The sequence below is a fragment of the Thauera sp. AutoDN2 genome (genome assembly GCF_051280715.1).
In the GTDB taxonomy this organism is placed as follows: Bacteria; Pseudomonadota; Gammaproteobacteria; order Burkholderiales; family Rhodocyclaceae; genus Thauera.
Genome location: NZ_JBNCAR010000003.1, coordinates 179,600 through 195,983, shown reverse-complemented (window position 1 = coordinate 195,983; position 16,384 = coordinate 179,600). Strand labels below are relative to the sequence as shown.

At 60.5% G+C, this 16,384-nt stretch carries 20 protein-coding genes and 1 tRNA gene; 10 read left to right on the top strand and 11 right to left on the bottom strand.

Going from position 1 to position 16,384, the window contains the following annotated elements; translation table 11 throughout:
- Positions 1-344 precede the first annotated feature (344 nt).
- Complete coding sequence (locus ACPT9U_RS03605) at positions 345-968, top strand: recombinase family protein (protein ID WP_213705021.1); 624 nt, start codon at positions 345-347, stop codon at positions 966-968.
- 185 nt (positions 969-1,153) lie between these two features.
- Here the strand turns inward: ACPT9U_RS03605 and ACPT9U_RS03600 are convergent, their stop codons facing one another.
- Complete coding sequence (locus tag ACPT9U_RS03600; protein ID WP_213705022.1) at positions 1,154-1,486, bottom strand: SMR family transporter; 333 nt, start codon at positions 1,484-1,486, stop codon at positions 1,154-1,156.
- Positions 1,487-2,020, bottom strand: coding sequence for a TetR/AcrR family transcriptional regulator (locus tag ACPT9U_RS03595; RefSeq protein WP_213705023.1), 534 nt, complete (start codon positions 2,018-2,020; stop codon positions 1,487-1,489).
- Between the two features lie 468 nt (positions 2,021-2,488).
- Between ACPT9U_RS03595 and ACPT9U_RS03590 the strand changes: the two genes are divergently transcribed.
- From ACPT9U_RS03590 to ACPT9U_RS03555, 8 genes are all read left to right on the top strand, one after another.
- Positions 2,489-2,755, top strand: a complete 267-nt coding sequence (locus tag ACPT9U_RS03590) for a nucleotidyltransferase family protein (protein ID WP_016487057.1) — start codon at positions 2,489-2,491, stop codon at positions 2,753-2,755.
- Positions 2,752-3,126 carry a HepT-like ribonuclease domain-containing protein gene (locus tag ACPT9U_RS03585; RefSeq protein WP_435749908.1) on the top strand — a complete coding sequence of 125 codons (375 nt, stop codon included), beginning with the start codon at positions 2,752-2,754 and terminating at the stop codon, positions 3,124-3,126. The genes ACPT9U_RS03590 and ACPT9U_RS03585 overlap by 4 nt, the downstream gene beginning before the upstream one ends.
- An 8-nt stretch (positions 3,127-3,134) precedes the next feature.
- Positions 3,135-3,692: a histidine phosphatase family protein gene (locus ACPT9U_RS03580; RefSeq protein ID WP_435749907.1), complete on the top strand. Its 558-nt coding sequence runs from the start codon at positions 3,135-3,137 to the stop codon at positions 3,690-3,692.
- Positions 3,693-3,891: 199 nt separating this feature from the next.
- Positions 3,892-4,032 (top strand): hypothetical protein, encoded by a 141-nt coding sequence (locus ACPT9U_RS03575; RefSeq protein ID WP_435749906.1) that lies wholly within the window; start codon positions 3,892-3,894, stop codon positions 4,030-4,032.
- The gene (locus tag ACPT9U_RS03570) at positions 4,029-4,400 is read left to right on the top strand and encodes a hypothetical protein (protein WP_435749905.1); all 372 of its coding nucleotides are present in this window, start codon (positions 4,029-4,031) and stop codon (positions 4,398-4,400) included. The genes ACPT9U_RS03575 and ACPT9U_RS03570 overlap by 4 nt, the downstream gene beginning before the upstream one ends.
- Positions 4,394-4,951: a recombinase family protein gene (locus ACPT9U_RS03565; protein WP_004118524.1), complete on the top strand. Its 558-nt coding sequence runs from the start codon at positions 4,394-4,396 to the stop codon at positions 4,949-4,951. The genes ACPT9U_RS03570 and ACPT9U_RS03565 overlap by 7 nt, the downstream gene beginning before the upstream one ends.
- 221 nt (positions 4,952-5,172) lie before the next feature.
- Entirely contained in the window at positions 5,173-6,177 is a 1,005-nt protein-coding gene (locus ACPT9U_RS03560) for an AraC family transcriptional regulator (protein WP_435749904.1), read from the top strand.
- Positions 6,178-6,349: 172 nt separating this feature from the next.
- Complete coding sequence (locus tag ACPT9U_RS03555) at positions 6,350-7,024, top strand: TetR/AcrR family transcriptional regulator (protein ID WP_435749903.1); 675 nt, start codon at positions 6,350-6,352, stop codon at positions 7,022-7,024.
- A 243-nt stretch (positions 7,025-7,267) separates the two neighbouring features.
- Here the strand turns inward: ACPT9U_RS03555 and ACPT9U_RS03550 are convergent.
- The 6 genes from ACPT9U_RS03550 to ACPT9U_RS03525 all read right to left on the bottom strand — a co-directional run bounded on the left by ACPT9U_RS03550 (position 7,268) and on the right by ACPT9U_RS03525 (position 11,883).
- Positions 7,268-7,357: transfer RNA gene (locus tag ACPT9U_RS03550), tRNA-Ser, on the bottom strand.
- 87 nt (positions 7,358-7,444) lie between these two features.
- On the bottom strand, positions 7,445-7,795 hold the full coding sequence (locus tag ACPT9U_RS03545; protein ID WP_435749902.1) for a carboxymuconolactone decarboxylase family protein: 351 nt from the start codon (positions 7,793-7,795) through the stop codon (positions 7,445-7,447).
- Positions 7,796-7,897: 102 nt separating this feature from the next.
- Positions 7,898-8,716 (bottom strand): GTP cyclohydrolase FolE2, encoded by an 819-nt coding sequence (folE2, locus tag ACPT9U_RS03540; protein WP_435749901.1) that lies wholly within the window; start codon positions 8,714-8,716, stop codon positions 7,898-7,900.
- Positions 8,717-8,815: 99 nt separating this feature from the next.
- Complete coding sequence (gene dxs, locus ACPT9U_RS03535) at positions 8,816-10,675, bottom strand: 1-deoxy-D-xylulose-5-phosphate synthase (RefSeq protein ID WP_435749900.1); 1,860 nt, start codon at positions 10,673-10,675, stop codon at positions 8,816-8,818.
- Between the two features lie 54 nt (positions 10,676-10,729).
- Positions 10,730-11,629, bottom strand: coding sequence for a polyprenyl synthetase family protein (locus ACPT9U_RS03530; protein WP_435749899.1), 900 nt, complete (start codon positions 11,627-11,629; stop codon positions 10,730-10,732).
- Positions 11,626-11,883: an exodeoxyribonuclease VII small subunit gene (locus tag ACPT9U_RS03525; protein ID WP_435749898.1), complete on the bottom strand. Its 258-nt coding sequence runs from the start codon at positions 11,881-11,883 to the stop codon at positions 11,626-11,628. The genes ACPT9U_RS03530 and ACPT9U_RS03525 overlap by 4 nt, the downstream gene beginning before the upstream one ends.
- 126 nt (positions 11,884-12,009) lie before the next feature.
- On the opposite strand from ACPT9U_RS03525, the gene ACPT9U_RS03520 reads away from it, so the two are divergent.
- Positions 12,010-13,116, top strand: coding sequence for an aromatic ring-hydroxylating oxygenase subunit alpha (locus ACPT9U_RS03520; RefSeq protein WP_435749897.1), 1,107 nt, complete (start codon positions 12,010-12,012; stop codon positions 13,114-13,116).
- 42 nt (positions 13,117-13,158) lie between these two features.
- Here ACPT9U_RS03520 and ACPT9U_RS03515 read toward each other — a convergent pair whose 3' ends face one another.
- The 3 genes from ACPT9U_RS03515 to ACPT9U_RS03505 are packed head-to-tail and all read right to left on the bottom strand — an operon-like array spanning position 13,159 to position 16,101.
- Positions 13,159-13,623, bottom strand: coding sequence for a chemotaxis protein CheX (locus ACPT9U_RS03515; protein ID WP_418362789.1), 465 nt, complete (start codon positions 13,621-13,623; stop codon positions 13,159-13,161).
- A 15-nt stretch (positions 13,624-13,638) separates the two neighbouring features.
- Positions 13,639-14,004 carry a response regulator transcription factor gene (locus tag ACPT9U_RS03510; protein WP_418362788.1) on the bottom strand — a complete coding sequence of 122 codons (366 nt, stop codon included), beginning with the start codon at positions 14,002-14,004 and terminating at the stop codon, positions 13,639-13,641.
- Complete coding sequence (locus ACPT9U_RS03505) at positions 14,005-16,101, bottom strand: ATP-binding protein (protein ID WP_435749896.1); 2,097 nt, start codon at positions 16,099-16,101, stop codon at positions 14,005-14,007. It lies immediately after the preceding gene.
- Positions 16,102-16,384 lie beyond the last annotated feature (283 nt).

Genomic DNA, 16,384 nt, shown 5'->3' with positions numbered 1-16,384 from the left:
TGTCCTTGAATGCTTGTCCGTACCTGGCCACTTCTTTCTTCCGTTATCGCCCTCGGGTTTCAGATTCTATCGAGGCGACAACCATCTTGACCTAGAGGGACCCGGAGACGGCCCGCTCGCTGTTCGCTCTGGCATCCTGCGGGCGACGCGACCCTGAATCCTTGGAGCGTTTGCGCGACACGTTTGCCAAGGAGGGTATCCCGCCAGAATTTTTGTCACATTACTAACCCTAAAGGCCGTTTGCAGGCCTTAGACTAAATGACGGGTTAAGTGACAATTTTTGACGACTAGAGCTTTCAGACTCACACTGTCACATAATCGAACGTATATGTGACAGGTGGAGCATGCTGATTGGCTACATGCGGGTATCGAAGGCAGACGGATCCCAGGCCACTGACTTGCAGCGCGACGCGCTGATCGCGGCCGGTGTTGATCCAGCCCATCTTTACGAAGACCAGGCGTCGGGCAAGCGCGAGGATCGCCCTGGCCTGGCGGCCTGCCTGAAAGCGTTGCGGTTTGGGGACACCTTGGTGGTGTGGAAACTGGATCGGCTCGGTCGAGACCTGCGCCACCTGATCAACACCGTGCACGATCTGACCGGACGTGGTGTCGGCCTCAAGGTGCTGACCGGCCACGGCGCAGCCATCGACACCACGACTGCCGCCGGAAAGCTGGTCTTCGGCATCTTTGCCGCACTCGCTGAATTCGAGCGCGAGCTGATTGCAGAGCGCACGATCGCTGGCTTGGCCTCGGCGCGGGCACGCGGCAGGAAAGGTGGCCGGCCGTTCAAGATGACCGCCGCCAAGTTACGCCTGGCGATGGCTAGCATGGGGCAGCCGGAAACCAAGGTAAGCGATCTTTGCGAAGAGCTTGGTATTTCCCGGCAGACACTCTACCGGCATGTGTCGCCCAAGGGCGAACTGCGACCAGACGGTATAAAGCTGTTATCCCGCGGTTCAGCCGCATAAATGGAGTCGCCCGAGATTCCAGCCCTGTGGGCTACGCTGCCGAAGTTGTCACAAGGGGGCGGAGTCTAAAACACGGAGCGTAGAGGCTGAAACCTGGCGTCGCCGCAGCGTATCGAGGTCTGCGAAGACACGGCGTAACGTGATTGTTCAGCGTCTGTGTTCCCTAGCAATAGCGCTACCTTCGGTCAGTGGCCGCTGCTATTCGAGAATGCGTTGATGACCACAACACCGGACACGATCAGGGCAAGACCGAGGATCGCAGGGAAATCCAAGGGTTGCTTGTGGACAACCCATCCCAGCAGTGTGACGAGAGCGATTCCGGCGCCTGCCCAGATGGCGTAAACGGTGCCGGTCGGAATGGACTTGAGCGTGAGCGACAGGAAGTAGAACGCGACTGCGTAGCCGGCGATGACGACGACGCTCGGCCACAGCCGGGTAAATCCATCGGATGACTTCAGCGCGGTGGTCGCTATAACTTCAGCCACGATGGAAATGGATAGCGTCAAATACGGGGACATTTAAACGCCTTCTGCAAGTTGGTGGATCGCCTGCGTCAGTGCCTCGCGTTCGACTGGTGATAAGTCGTAGATGCCGAGCACTTCGGAAAGCCACAGCCCATCGACGGCAAGGCGGGCCAGCAACTTATTGATATTCGGCCCGTCCTGGGCACGTTCAGCCTGTACCCATGCGGCCCATTTCGATGCGACGGCCCGCTCAACCACGCATGTGGCTAGCAAAGCCTTGCCATGGTCTGATGGCTGGTCGTCCTGCGCAGCAAGCACGGGACGCGCGTAGCGCCAGGCGGCTGAGGCTCCGGAATCGTCGTCCGCGACTGCGGCTTGAAACGTTGCGGCCAAATGCTCGTAGAGCGCGATCACCAGCGCCTCGCGCGTAGGAAAGTGGTGCTGCACAGCGCCCTTCGTCACACCGGCCAGATCGGCAACAGCGCCAATTGAAAGTTGGTCACCGCTTGCCAGCAGCTGTGCGCCGGCCTCAAGTAGCAGTGCTTTTACGAGTTCTGGCCGCTTTGGCCGATGTACGTTTTTTAACATCGTTGAACCATAACATTACGATCGTAATGTTTCAAGGTTGGCCTCATGTTTTGATGAGGTAATTGCACTTGGGGGGCGACGGGAGGAGTCCAATGCCCGCTCCCCCATGCCCTAAACAGCGCCGGTATGCCTAGACACTGCTGACACGGAACAGAGGCTGAATAAGCGCTCGCCGCATTATGACGACTGGTGGGCGTGCCGAAAAACGAGGGGCGCTCGCTGAGCCCCTTCGGTTGCCAGTTCTCGGCCGCCGCCCCGTTGTTGCCTGATGGATCCCCCTCATCCGCTGCTGTAGTGCAGCTGGCTTCTGACGTTCGGTGCAGCCGTCTTCTGAAAACGACACGCGGCACGGGAATCAAGGCATTGCGATTCTCGAAAATAGTTCTTGAAACTATATTCTTGATTGCATACCATCTAAACGAGTTTCGATAAGAAAGAATGCCCATGCGACCGTCTGTTGTGCTTGACATGAAGCGAAGCGCAGTGCGTGAAGCGGTAGGCCGCTTTCGCGCCGCGAACCCGCGCGTCTTCGGCTCGGTGCTGCATGGCACCGACCGGGATGGCAGCGACCTCGACCTGTTGGTCGATGCGCTGCCCGGTGCCACGTTGTTGGACTTGGGCGATTTGGAAGAAGAACTGAAATCGCTGCTCGGCGTTGACGTCGATCTGCTGACTCCCGGCGACCTGCCGCCGAAGTTCCGGGCCAAGGTGCTCGCGGAGGCGCAACCGATATGAGCGAGAACCGCCTGCCCGATTACCTCGATCACATCCAGCAGGCCGCCGCTGATGCGCGCAGCTTCGTGGAAGGGATGGCCAAGGATGACTTCTTGGCCGACAAGCGCACCCAACAAGCCGTCATCATGAGCCTCATCATCATCGGCGAAGCCGCCACGAAGGTGATGGACGGTTATGCCGAGTTCACCCAGGCGCATGCCGACGTGCCGTGGCGCAGCATGCGCAACATGCGTAACCGCATGGCCCACGGCTATTTCGACATCAACCTCGATGTGGTGTGGGAGACGGTGCAGGAATGGCTGCCGGCGTTGCTCAAGCAACTGCCTGCTGTGCGTCAGGATGACGACGACGAGGCGGCCGATTTCCGGTGAGTGGCGCCATGACGAAAATTATTCTCATGCGCCATGGCAAGCCATTGCTGCCTGGAACAGGATGGATTGCGCCAGCGGAGATGGGGCGCTGGATTGAATCCTACAACCGCTCTGAGATTGCCGCCGAAAGCATACCTGCCATCAGCCTGGATTTGGCCTCTTCTGCTTCCTGTGTCGCGGCAAGCACTCTTCCTCGTGCATTGTTATCGGTACAGGCATTGGGGCAGATGCCATCGGTCACTGATGCGGTATTTTGCGAGGCAACGCTTCCATTTGCGACTTGGCGGCGTCCGCGCCTGCCGCCGGCTATGTGGGCGGCATTTTTCCGCCTTGCTTGGTTCTTCGGTTATTCCCGAGGCTCCGATTCTTTTCGGGCCACGCAAGCGCGTTCCAAGATGGCGGCGGAGAAGTTGGTCGATCTTGCCAAGGCCGGCTCCGTATTGCTGGTCGGGCACGGCATCATGAATCGCCTCATTGCAAAGGAACTCGTCGCGATGGGGTGGTCGGGACCACAAAAACACAAGAATCACTACTGGAGTGCCAGCGTCTATGTGCTCCAACCTTGACGGAACGACGCAATGAGCCGTAGCCGCCGCAAAACGCCCATCGTCGGGCCACACGACCTGCCGCAGCGAGCGCGAGGACAAGAAGCTCTGGCATCAGCGCTGGCGAACCTGCGAACGCACGGCGCTGGCCGGCGCGTCGCCGGACGCCCTGAGCGCCCATCTGCCTCTGCTGGAAAACCAGGTCAGCAGCGTCTGGTCGATGGGCAAGGATGGCTGCTCCTACTGGCCCGTCAAGCGCCAGGCCGCCACGGCGGATCGCATCGCCAACCACAAGGGACGCAACCCGCAAGAACGCGCCTCCCTGAAGAAGCGCCTGCTGCACAAGTGGATGAGCAAATGAGTCCGCCCAGCATCGAGGCTCTGGCGAGCGCCTGGGCGCGGATCGCCGAGGAAGCGGGATTCCCAGCCGACTACGAAGGCACGGCTTCACCGGAAGCGCATCAGGCCAGTGAGGCGATCCAGGAGCGGATTCGGGAGCACATCGTCGCCACCAACGACATGCGGCTGTTCGGCCTGCTGCATCTGCTGGGCCAGGCGTCGCTGCGCATGGAGCAAGCGCTGTGGCCGGAGGATTACGAGCGGATGACCCGCGAGGTCGAGGAAGCCCTGCGGGAAGCCAACGACCCCAACGCCAGGTCCTACACCCACGAAGAAGTCATGCAGGCGATGCAGGAACGCATCGACCGGGTGCGAGACAAGCCATGTTGATTGGCTATGCGCGCGTCTCGACACAGGATCAGAACCTGGAGCTGCAACGCGAAGCCTTGAGCAAGGCCGGATGTAAAAAGGTCTTCGAGGACAAGGTGAGTGGCACGCGGGCAGACCGGCCTGGCTTGGCCAAGACGCTCGAAATGCTGCGCGAAGGCGATACTTTGGTCGTCTGGAAGCTCGACCGGCTGGGCCGGTCGGTCAAGCAACTGGTCGATCTGGTCGGCGAGCTGCACAAGCACGGTGTCCAGTTCAGGAGCCTCACCGACTCCATCGACACCGGCACACCATCCGGGCGGTTCTTCTTCCACGTCATGGCGAGCCTTGCCGAAATGGAGCGCGAGCTGACCGTCGAGCGCACCCGCGCCGGGCTGGAAGTCGCCAAGCAGCTCGGCCGCAAAGGCGGCCGCAAGCCGAAGATGACCGACAGCAAGATCGAGTCGGCCAAGAAGCTGCTGGCCAGCGGGGTGCCGCCCAAGGACGTGGCCAAGAACCTCGGCGTGTCCATTCCGACGCTGTACCGCTGGGTGCCAGCCTCCACGCACGCTTAGCGTGCTTTATTTTCCGTTTTCTGAGACGACCCCACTAACGCGCTTTTCCGGCAATGGCGCTGCGTGGTCTACACCGCTGGCCATATACGCGTCCGAATCGGCCGTCGTTGAACTTAATTCGATCGGGTGATGCGGTCGCGTGCCGCCGCTGATCAAATACGGCCATGCCGACCAGGGCGCGCGACTTGATGTGTCTGTCAGGGTGCCCGCAGGAGAAAGCCATGCGAGACCTCAAACCAAAGAGCAAGATCGATTTCTACCTCGAGCGTATGCAGCATCGCGGCTTCGCGGCCGAGCAGGTGCTCGCGGGCACGGGGCTGAGGACCGATCGGCTGGATGATCCTCATGGCCGCCCGCGGCCGCCCCAGTACCGCCAGATCATCCTCAACATGCTCGAGCTTACGGGTGATCCGCATCTGGGGATCAGTCTCGGACAGGAGTTCAAGATCAGCGATCTTGGCATTCTGGGTTATGCCGCCCTGAGCGCACCCAACCTGAAGGCATCGCGAGAACTCTATGACCGCTATCGCGACCTGAACGAGCAGCATGTCTTTGCTTCGCGAAACTATATCGCCAACGGCCGCTGGTTCTCTGAAATCCAGGATGTGCACAGGCTGAGTGATGTGCTGCGCTTCGGGATCGAGGAGTTCATCAGCCAGACGATCGAGCTGGCCTCCTCACTCACGAATCGTCCGTTTCCAGTGCTGGAGTTGCACCTGACCTACTCGCAGCCGACTGATTTTGCGAGATACATCCGCCGCTTCAATTGCCCGATCTATTTCAATCAGCCGAGGAACGTGATCGTCTTCGACATCAACCGGCTACAGGATCCGATCAGTCTCGCAAATGAAGAAGTCTTCAAACTGTGCGCACGCAATTGTGAGCTGCTGGCCGCCAAGAATCGCGACAAGACGATTCTGGCCGAAACCATACGCAATTACCTGATGAACAATCCGGGCAATTTCCCGACCCTGGACGAGATGGCCCAGCACCTGAAGATGGGGGCAAGGACCTTGCGCCGGCGGCTGGTGGAAGAGGAGATGAGCTACCAGCAGATCCTGGATCAGACACGGCACGACCTGGCGGTTCAGTATCTGAAGCACACTGCGCTCACGCCAAAGGAAATCGGCTTCCTGCTCGGCTACAGCAGCGTCAGCAATTTCAGGCGGGCGTTCAAGGGGTGGACCGGGAAGACGCTGTCGGACGTGCGCGGCGAAGAAACCTGAGCGCGCCTGAATTGCAGGGTGTGCCCTTTTCTGGCTCTGGTGCTGTCCCGAATTGGTACCCCAAAGGCCGAATCTGAAATCCCGCTGCGAAGAGTGCGAACGGCGGCGCCTCTAGGGATGGTCTGATGGCTGGTAAGCGGCCTCTATGCCGCTAAGTGGAAAGCAGGTCCGCGTGGAGACAAGGCGGGAACAGATCCTCTTTGCGGCTGCCGATTGCTTTCGAAAGTTCGGCTTTCATTCTGCCAGCATTTCACGAATCTCTGCAGCAGCGGGCATGAGCCCTGGACACATCTACTATTACTTCACGAGCAAGGAAGCGATCATCGCTGCCATCGTGTGCAGGGATCTCGCTGGGCAGATCGAGCTCATGGAGATGCTGCGCCGCGAGGGGCGATCCTCTTCGCTGGTACGCGACCGCATTGCCAGTGCAATGCGCGCGCAACTGAACCCTGAGATCGCCGCTTTGAAGGTGGAGATTCTCGCGGAGGCCGGAAGAAACCTGGAGATTGGAAAGGTCGTGCGTGATGCGGATGCCGTGATTCGCCATAGCCTTGCGCTCGCGGTCAAGGAGGTACGACGATCCGCAGGGTTTGACGATGATCCAGAAGGCATTGCTGTTCTGGTAGAAGTTCTGCTTACGATTTACAGCGGCCTATCGTTGCGGGTCATCCGAAACCCATCCCTGGACCCTGGGCCACTCAGCGAACGAGCAGGCGTTCTCATTCACGATGCGCTCATGGGGAGCGTACAAGCGCCCAATTCCGCTGGTGGAGCCGGTAACGATGGCGGCCTTGTAAGAAAGCCCGGCGATCAAGTGAAAGTCCTCTTGAAAGGTCAGCCAACTTGAAACGCCGACAGTGTGGCTTCCATCACCCTGTCGCTGAAGATGCATTGACCGGTACCCTCGCTGGCAGCGCCCGCCACCACCATCCGTGGCAGAAGGTGCTCCTCGGCGCGCTGCGGATGGCACAATCGGGCCGACGGTGCTTATTCCCACGCGGTGACAAAGCCCGATGGTTTTTCGAATGGCGGCTTGCCCAAAGCAAAAAACCCGCAAAGCCAACGGCAGTGCGGGTTTCAGCGTGTTCTCTGGCGGAGAGGGTGGGATTCGAACCCACGGTAGGCTTGCACCTACGCCTGATTTCGAGTCAGGTACATTCGACCACTCTGCCACCTCTCCGCTCGAAGCTCGACATTATAGTGTCTTTCACCGAAAAGTGAACACGGGGTCACGCCTTTTTGCGTTCTCGGGGGTGCACTTGTGCGATCACTCGTCCTTCGGCAGCAACTGCTCGTAGGCGCGGACCGCGTCGGCCGCATACATCAGGGCCGGGCCGCCGCCCATGTAGGTGCAGACGCCAAGCGTTTCCATGATCTGCTCGCGGGTTGCGCCCAGCCGGATGAGCGCCTTGATGTGGAAGCCGATGCAGGCGTCGCAGCGCTGCGTGACTGCGATGGCTAGCGAGATCAACTCTTTCTGCAGCTCGCTCAATGCGCCATCCTTCAGCGCGCTTTGTGCCATCGAACTGAAGCCCTGCATGGTCTGTGGAATCTCTTTGCGCAGGGTACCCAGGGCCTTGGTGACGTCGCTGGTGATCTGGAGGTACGACTTGGACATGAAGCGGATCCGGTAATTAAGAAACCGCTTATATTACGCATTCCCGTCGCCCTGCGCCATTGCGAAGGGTAATCACGCCATAAGTATGACGTAAAGACCCGCTCAGGAAGCCAGCGATGCGCCGCGCTTGTCGTGCTCGATCAAAGCGTAGGCCGAGTGGTTGTGAATGGACTCGAAGTTCTCGGATTCGACGGTATAGGCGTCGATCCTCGGCTCGCGTGTGAGCTGTGCAGCCACGTCCCGCACCATATCCTCGACGAACTTCGGATTGTCGTAGGCGCGCTCGGTCACCCATTTTTCGTCCGGGCGCTTGAGCAGGCCGAAGAGTTCGCAGGAGGCCTGGGCCTCGACCAGCGCGATCATCTCCTCGATCCAGAGATGATCGTTGAGAACGGCTGTGACCGTGACGTGCGAGCGCTGGTTGTGCGCACCGTAGTCAGAGATCTTCTTCGAGCAGGGGCAGAGGCTGGTCACGGGTACGACCACCTGCATCGTGAATTCGTAGCGCCCACCTTCACAAATGCTGCCGGTAAAGCACACCTCGTAGTCCATCAGGCTCTGTACACCTGAAACCGGCGCCGTCTTGGTCACGAAATAGGGGAAGCGCATCTCGACATGACCGGTTTCCGCCTCGAGGCGCTCCACCATGGTGCGCAGCATGGGCTCGAAATTCTCGACAGAGATCTCGCGCTCATTACCATTGAGCAACTCCACGAAGCGCGACATGTGCGTGCCCTTGAAGTTGTGCGGCAGTCCGACGTACATGTTGAAGCTAGCAACCGTATGCTGGACGCCGCCGGCCTTGTCTGCAACTTTGACCGGATGGCGGATCGACTTGATGCCGACCTTGTTGATTGCGATGCGGCGGCTGTCGGCGCTGCTCTGGACGTCCGCCATCAGGGGCTCGGAAGGGGAGTTCATACGTGTTCTCTGTCTTTTCTTAAGGTGTGGCGCTGTGGTCGTGGTGCAACATAATTGCAGATTCGACGCGATGTTAGCCCCCACACCCGGCCAACTCAACTATTGCGTCGATAGCGCATCTCTGATGCTGGCGAGAATGCCGGCTTTGTCGAGGCCGACTGAAGCGAGGAGTTGCGCCTGATCGCCGTGATCGACGAACTGGTCTGGCAGGCCGAGACGAAGAACGCGTGGCCGCTCCGGCAGCAGTTCGATCACGCGGGAAACCTCGGAGCCAGCCCCTCCGATGAGGGCGTTCTCCTCAAGCGTCACGACGAGATCGTGCGTAGCCGCCAGTTCGGTCACGAGCGCTTCATCGATTGGTTTGATGAAGCGCATGTTCGCAACCGTGGCGTCGATTTCCTCACCCACTTCGCAGGCCGGGTTGACCATGCTCCCGAAGGCCAGCAGGGCGACGTTGCGGCCATGGCGGCGCACTTCGCCCTTGCCAATTGGCAGGGCGCTCATGGTCTGCAGCGGTAACGTGCCGCTTCCGCTACCGCGCGGATAGCGCACGGCTGTCGGCCCCGGATGCTGCACGGCGGTGAAGAGCATCTGACGGCACTCGTTCTCGTCCGACGGCGCCATCACGACGAGGTTCGGAATGCAGGTCAGGAAGGAAAGATCGAAGGCTCCATGATGGGTCGCTCCGTCCGCGCCGACGAGTCCGCCACGGTCGATGGCAAACACCACCTGAAGGTTCTGCAAAGCGACGTCGTGAATGAGCTGATCATAGGCACGCTGCAGAAAGGTAGAGTAGATCGCCACCACCGGCACGAACCCCTCGCAAGCCAGACCTGCTGCGAAGGTCACCGCATGCTGCTCCGCAATGCCGACGTCGAAATAGCGCTCCGGGAACTCCTCTGCAAAGCGGACCAAACCCGACCCTTCGCGCATGGCCGGTGTGATGCCCACGATGCGCGGATCGCGCTTCGCGATGTCACAGAGCCAGTCGCCGAAAACCTGCGTATAGGTGAGCTTTCCGGCCCCCTTGCCGGTCTGTATGCCTGCGACGTGATCGAACTTCGAGACTCCGTGGTAGAGCACCGGATCGGCCTCGGCCAGCTTGTAACCGTGTCCCTTGCGCGTGATCACGTGCAGGAACTGGGGCCCCCTGAGCTTCTTGATGTTCTGAAGAGTGGGGATCAATGCGTCGAGGTCGTGGCCGTCGATGGGGCCGTAGTAGTGAAAGCCGAACTCCTCGAACAGGGTACCCGGCCCGATCATGCCCTTCGCGTATTCCTCGACCTTGCGCGCAAGTTCTGCCACCGGTGGTGCCATGCCGAGCACGCGTTCGCCCACGCGACGTGCGGTGTTGTAGGTCGAACCGGACATCATGCGGGCCAGGATCTTGGTCAGCGCCCCAACAGGCGGGGAGATCGACATCTCGTTATCGTTGAGGATCACGAGCAGGTTGATGTCTTCCATGTCCCCGGCGTTGTTCAGCGCCTCGAAAGCCATGCCGGCGGACATCGCACCGTCGCCGATGACGGCGATGGACCGTCGCTCCTCCCTGCGCGCACGTGCGGCCACGGCCATGCCCAGTGCCGCGGAAATCGACGTAGACGAGTGCGCGGTGCCGAAGGTGTCGTATTCGCTTTCGCATCGACGCGGAAAGCCCGAGATGCCGCCCCAGTGACGCAGCCCGGACATGGCCTCGCGCCGCCCGGTGAGAACCTTGTGGCCGTAGGTCTGATGGCCGACATCCCAGACGATGCGGTCATCCGGGGTATTGAACACATGATGCAGCGCAATCGTCAGCTCGACCGTGCCAAGGTTCGAGGAGAGGTGTCCGCCGGTTTTGGATACCGACTCGATGAGGAAGGCGCGCAACTCGCTTGCAAGTGCGCCCAACTCACGGCGGTCTAGCTTGCGCAGGTCGGCCGGCGAGCCGATGCGTTCCAGATTGGGGTAGGGGGCCATGTCGAATCCGGCTTTCGGTTTGTTCGTTCTTTGACGTTCGCGGCGTACTGGCGTTCAGAAGGCCCGATGCACGACGTAGTCTGCGAGTTGCCCCAGGCGCAGGGCGCGGGGGCCAAAGCCCTGGAGCGAGGCCTTTGCATCTGACAGCATGTCCTCCGCGAGCCTGCGCGCCTCGGATAGGCCAAGCAGGCTTACGTAGGTGGGCTTGTCGTTGTCCGCATCCTTGCCCGCAGTCTTGCCCAGCGTGGCAGTGTCGGCCACCGCATCCAGAATGTCATCGACCACCTGAAACAGCAGACCGACGATCTTAGCGTAGTGGTCGAGGCGCTCCAGGGCAGTGTCCTCAAGGGCGGGACCCGTGCGTGCGCCAAGCAACACCGCGGCGCGGATCAGCGCCCCGGTCTTGTGGACGTGCATGAACTCCAATTCTTCCCGACCGAGTTTTCTGCCTACCGAGGCCAGGTCGATCGCTTGCCCGCCCGCCATGCCGCGCGACCCGGATGCTGCGGCCAACTGGGCGAGCATCTCGAGCTGCACGTCTGGCGCTTGGGAGATGGGGCGCTCCGCAAGCACCTGGAAGGCCAGCGTTTGCAATGCATCCCCCACAAGCAGAGCGGTAGCCTCGTCGTACTCGACATGCACGGTCGGTTTGCCGCGGCGCAACACGTCGTCGTCCATGCACGGCAGGTCGTCATGCACCAGCGAATAGGCGTGGATCAACTCAACGGCACAGGCCACCCGGTCAACGTCCTCAGGTGCCCCGCCGGTGAGTTCGCCGGCCGCGTGGGCCAGCAGGGGGCGCACCCGCTTGCCGCCCCCGAGCACTGCGTAGCGCATCGCTTCATGTAGCCGCCGCGGGGCAAGCGCGGGCGATGGCAGGGCCGACGCCAGGGCATGCTCGGTGCGGTGCTGAACTGCTGCCATCCAGTCAGCAAGCGTGGGCGCTGTGCTCATGACCCGGCCTCGGTCGAGGACTGACCACTGCTGTCAGGCGCAAAGGGCTGCAGCATGTCGCCTTCGAGAACCTTCACGCGCTGCTCCGCGTCTGAAAGCGTAGTCTGGCAGAAGCGCATCAGGCTCACGCCGCGCTGGTAGCTGGCGAGCGCATCCTCGAGCGAAAGCCTGCCGGACTCCATTTCCTGAACAATGGCTTCGAGTTCCGAAACCGCGACCTCGAACGTTTTTGGGGCGGACGCCGACTTTGGCATGGATCAATATCTGGCGCGGTAAAAGCGGGAAAATAACCGAATGCGGGTGTAGCGGTCAAACAGCGGCTGACTTACACTAACCCGTTTATTTTTCCGGATTTCTTGTCCGCAAGAGGAGGTTCGGGGATGTCCGACATCGCTCCCAAGGCACGGCTGGCCCAGGCGGTATCCCAACTGCCGGTTTCATGGTACTTCGACGAGAAGGTTTTCGAACTGGAGAAAAAGCTTCTCTTCGACGCCGGTCCGGGCTATGTCGGCCATGAGCTGATGGTGCCCGAGCCGGGCAATTACCGTTCGCTCGAGTGGCTGGACCACGCCAAATTGCTGTTTCGCACCGAGATGGGCGTACACCAGATGTCCAACGTCTGCCGCCATCGCCAGGCGATCATGCTGCAGGGCAGTGGTACGACCGAACATGTGGTCTGCCCGGTGCATCGCTGGACCTACGATCAGCAGGGGGCACTCATCGGTGCGCCGCATTTCGCCGAGAAGCCCTGCCTGGGTCTCAAGCGCGATGAGCTCGAGTGCTGGAACGGCCTGCTGTTCAAGGGACCGCGCTCGCCCGCAACCGACCTTGCCGGAATGAAGGTGGCGCGAGCGCTGGATTTTTCCGGCTACAAGCTCGATAAGGTCGAGATCCACCAGTGCAACTACAACTGGAAGACCTTCATCGAGGTCTATCTGGAGGATTACCACGTCGTACCCTTCCACCCCGGCCTGGGTAACTTCGTGACCTGCGACGACCTAAGCTGGCAGTTCGGAGACTGGTACTCCGTCCAGCAGGTGGGCATCACATCGCTGGCGAGGCCTGGTTCGGAAACCTACGCAAGATGGCACAAGGCAGTGCTGGAATACTACGGCGAGAACAAGCCCGAGCACGGTGCGATCTGGCTTACCTATTACCCGAACATCATGGTGGAGTGGTATCCACACGTACTCGTCGTCAGCACCTTGATTCCGACCGATGTGGACAGGACGACGAACGTGGTCGAGTTCTACTACCCGGAAGACATCGTCGAGTTCGAGCGCGAGTTTGTCGAGGCAGAACAAGCGGCCTACATGGAGACGGCAGTCGAGGACGACGAGATCGGCGAACGCATGGACCGCGGACGGCTCGCCCTGTACAAGGCGGGGCGCAATGAGTTCGGCCCCTACCAGTCACCATTCGAGGACGGTATGCAGCACTTCCACGAGTTCTACCGCCGGATCATCGGGTCGCAGATCGAGGACTGATCCGACAACCAGGGCCCTGGCCGCACCGGGGCCCACCCACGCTCAGCAGCGTTCGACGTCGACCACTACGGTGGCCGTATGCCGCTTCCACTCGATATCGATGACGAAGGGGCGCGCTCGCACCGGAACCTGCAGCGTATCCACGCTACCGCGGAAAGTTACCGGCACCGAAATTTCCATTGCCTCGCCGAGCAACTTGCGGGCATTGCCAGCGAGGGTGTTGGCCACTTCGCCTACTGCATCGAGCAGGTTCAATTCACTGTGGTCGGGCTCCTGCATCGCGCTCAGCAACTGGCGCACGAGCGCGTGACCGGCCGTGAAGTACACTGCGCCGCGATATTCACCGGATACCGTGATGAGTCCGGTGTAATCGAGGGTGGGGAGCGTTTCGTTTCCCGAGGAAAGATAGGATGCGCGCACACTCGCGGCTTCCCCTGTAAGCGCGCGGAAGTACTGCGTCACCGCATCCACAAAAACCTTGATTTCGCTCTCGCTGATGTTCGGCATGAAGGTCTCGCAGGATTATTGAACGACTTGCGTCAGCCCGTTGATGAGTTGCTCGTCCGTGAACGGCTTGTGCAGAAAGCCATGCGCGCCACGTTTCAGCGCTTCGATCGCAGTGGCCTTATCGGAGAGCGCCGAGACGACAAGGATGATCAAGTCGGGATTGTCGCCCAGGATGCGAGGAATGCATTCGATTCCATCCATCTCGGGCATCGTCAGATCCATGGTCACCACGTCGGGCCGAAGTTCCTCGCAGACGCGAACCGCGTCTGCGCCGTTGCGGGCGAGGCCCACAATCTGCCAACTGGACAGCGAGCCGCTGCCGACCACCCGGGCGATACGGGAGCGGATCACGTTCGAGTCATCCACGATGAGCAGTCTCATTTAAGCGCCCTCCGGGCTAGGTGAACCCGCAAAGCGGATACTGAATTCGGTGAAATGCTTCGGCCGGGAGACCAGCTTCAGGCGCCCGCCCAGTGCGCGCACCCGTTCGGCCACCAGATCCAGTCCGACCCCGCGCCCCGCGTGCTCATCGACCGTCGCGGCAGTCGAAAAACCTGGCTCGAAGAGCTTGCCGTAAAGCTGGCGCTCGTCCATCCGCGCGATTTCGTCTTCGCTGCAGGCGCCCGAACGGCGGAGCGCGTCTCGGATCCTCTCTTGGTCTATCCCATGCCCGTCGTCGCGAAACACCAGTTCGTAACCTCCTTCTGAAGCCTTGCGGAGCCCAATGAAGACCTCGCCGGCGCTCGGCTTGTTCGCACGCTCACGCTCGGGTGCGGGCTCGATGCCGTGCACGATCGCATTGCGCAGCAACTGCAGTGCAATTTCGCGCACCTGCCTGAACAAGGGATCAGGCAGGTAGCTGATTCCGTCCAGGTCAGTGCGAACCCGCACCTTCTTCTTCTGTTCGGCAGCGATACGGTCAGCGAGCGACTCGATGCTCTGACGCAAGCCCTGTGTTGCATCCGGTTTCTTCGTGGGCGCATGGTCATCGCTGCGGTCTGAAACTGCAGCAAGCAGTTGCTTGACGGTATCGACCCGCTCCAGCATGAGGTCAAGATGCGGTGGCAGGCTGAGCAGATCCTCGCCCCCGATGCCCGTCTTGTCGCGCAGTTCGGCGAGCGTGTCCTCAAAGTCATGTGCGAGATTCTCGAACAAGCCCAAGCCCAGCGCGGCGGCATCGCCCTTGATTCCGTGGATGCTTCGGAACACAGCCGTAACCTGTCGGCGCAACTCTTTCTCGTTCTGTGCAGATTGCTGCAGGATCGCATTGACGTTATTGAGCGTCTGCTCCGTTTCATCGAGGAACCGCGTGAGGGAGTCCCGATCGGCCGACAAGGTCGCAAGGAGTGAGGCAATCTCGCTTCGTGCCCCACGTCTGGCCTCATCGAGTTCACGCGTCAGACGCACCTGTTCGGTCACGTCGATCACGGTGACCAGGAGGTTTTCGACTTCGTTATCGCGCTTCACGCGGTTGAAGGCGAGCGTGAGATAGCGGGGGCTTCTGGATGCACCTGATGTGAAGACCTCAATTTGCTGCAGCGGATTCAACTCCCGTACGAGTTCCTCCTTCACACGTTTCCCGAACAGCAGCCCGATGTAGTCTCGGGCGGAGGCGAAGACCTCCGGCGAAACCATTTTCTCGAGCAGGGGCATGAACTCTGCGCCGCGCTCGATCGACCGCCCCATGATCGCGGGCAGTGCCGAAGACATCTGGGAGCCGATCCGGCCATCCTTGTCGAGCAGGAAAAGACCTTCGTTCACCGTCGCCAGGATGCGTTCGGTTTCCTCGCGTGCGGTCTCGGCAACCGCATCGCTCGCACGCAGGCTGCGGACGAAATTGAGCAGGATGAAGAAGAAGTTGCCGAGCGCGAGCACGATCACGGCGATCTGTATCCAGCGCAGCATGGCCGCCTGGCGCTGCGCGTTCCCTTCGAGTTCCGCGGTTAGCTTGTTCATCAACCCCAGCAGCGTAGCGCTGTTCGTGCGCGCATACTCGACCGCCTTGTCAATGTCGGTCAGCGTTGCCTGGGGCCCCAGCGCTGCTGCGATTGCGGCGAGATAGGGGTGCCACAGTCTCGTCGAATCAGAAAGCAGGCTCCGTTCTGCTTCGCGCTCAAGCGCATCGACGCGAACCAGTTCACCGATCGGGCCGATTACGCTCCCGCCTGTCGAAAAAGCCTGCAAGGTCCCGTCGAACAACTCCGTGGCCTGTTTCAGCTCTGCGAGCGCGGGCTTCGGGTCGCTACCGGTCTGCAGTTCATCACGGACGATGAACAGCGATTTTGCGACCTGCTGCGACAACATTCGCTGGCGACCGGAGATGTTGATCAGCATCGCATCGCCCTCAATCCGGGACGACACGTAGAAATTCATGATCAGCGCGGTGAGGTCCAGCACCAGAAAGAACCCGACCGCCAGGATGATGCCTCGGTATTTATCCCCGAAGCGTTCGCGCTTGCGCGTTGCCACTGCTTGCATGACCGAGTTCCCCTTCAGCTTGGCGAATCGTGGAGGGCAACGCTAGCCATCGCAATGGTCGCCGTGCCCTGATGGCGGGCGATCAGATCACGTAAGCGTCAGGTGCGGATTTGATAAGTGTCAAATACTGATGCTCTCCGCATGCACAGTGAGGAATAAATCACGGACGCGATGAAAACAGCATAAATTGCTCGAGGGTTGCAAGAAAATCCGCTTATCCCTCTGTGCGCGCAGAGGTCCTTTGAGCGAGCGCTTTGGCCTGGGTGGGGCACAACCCGAACCG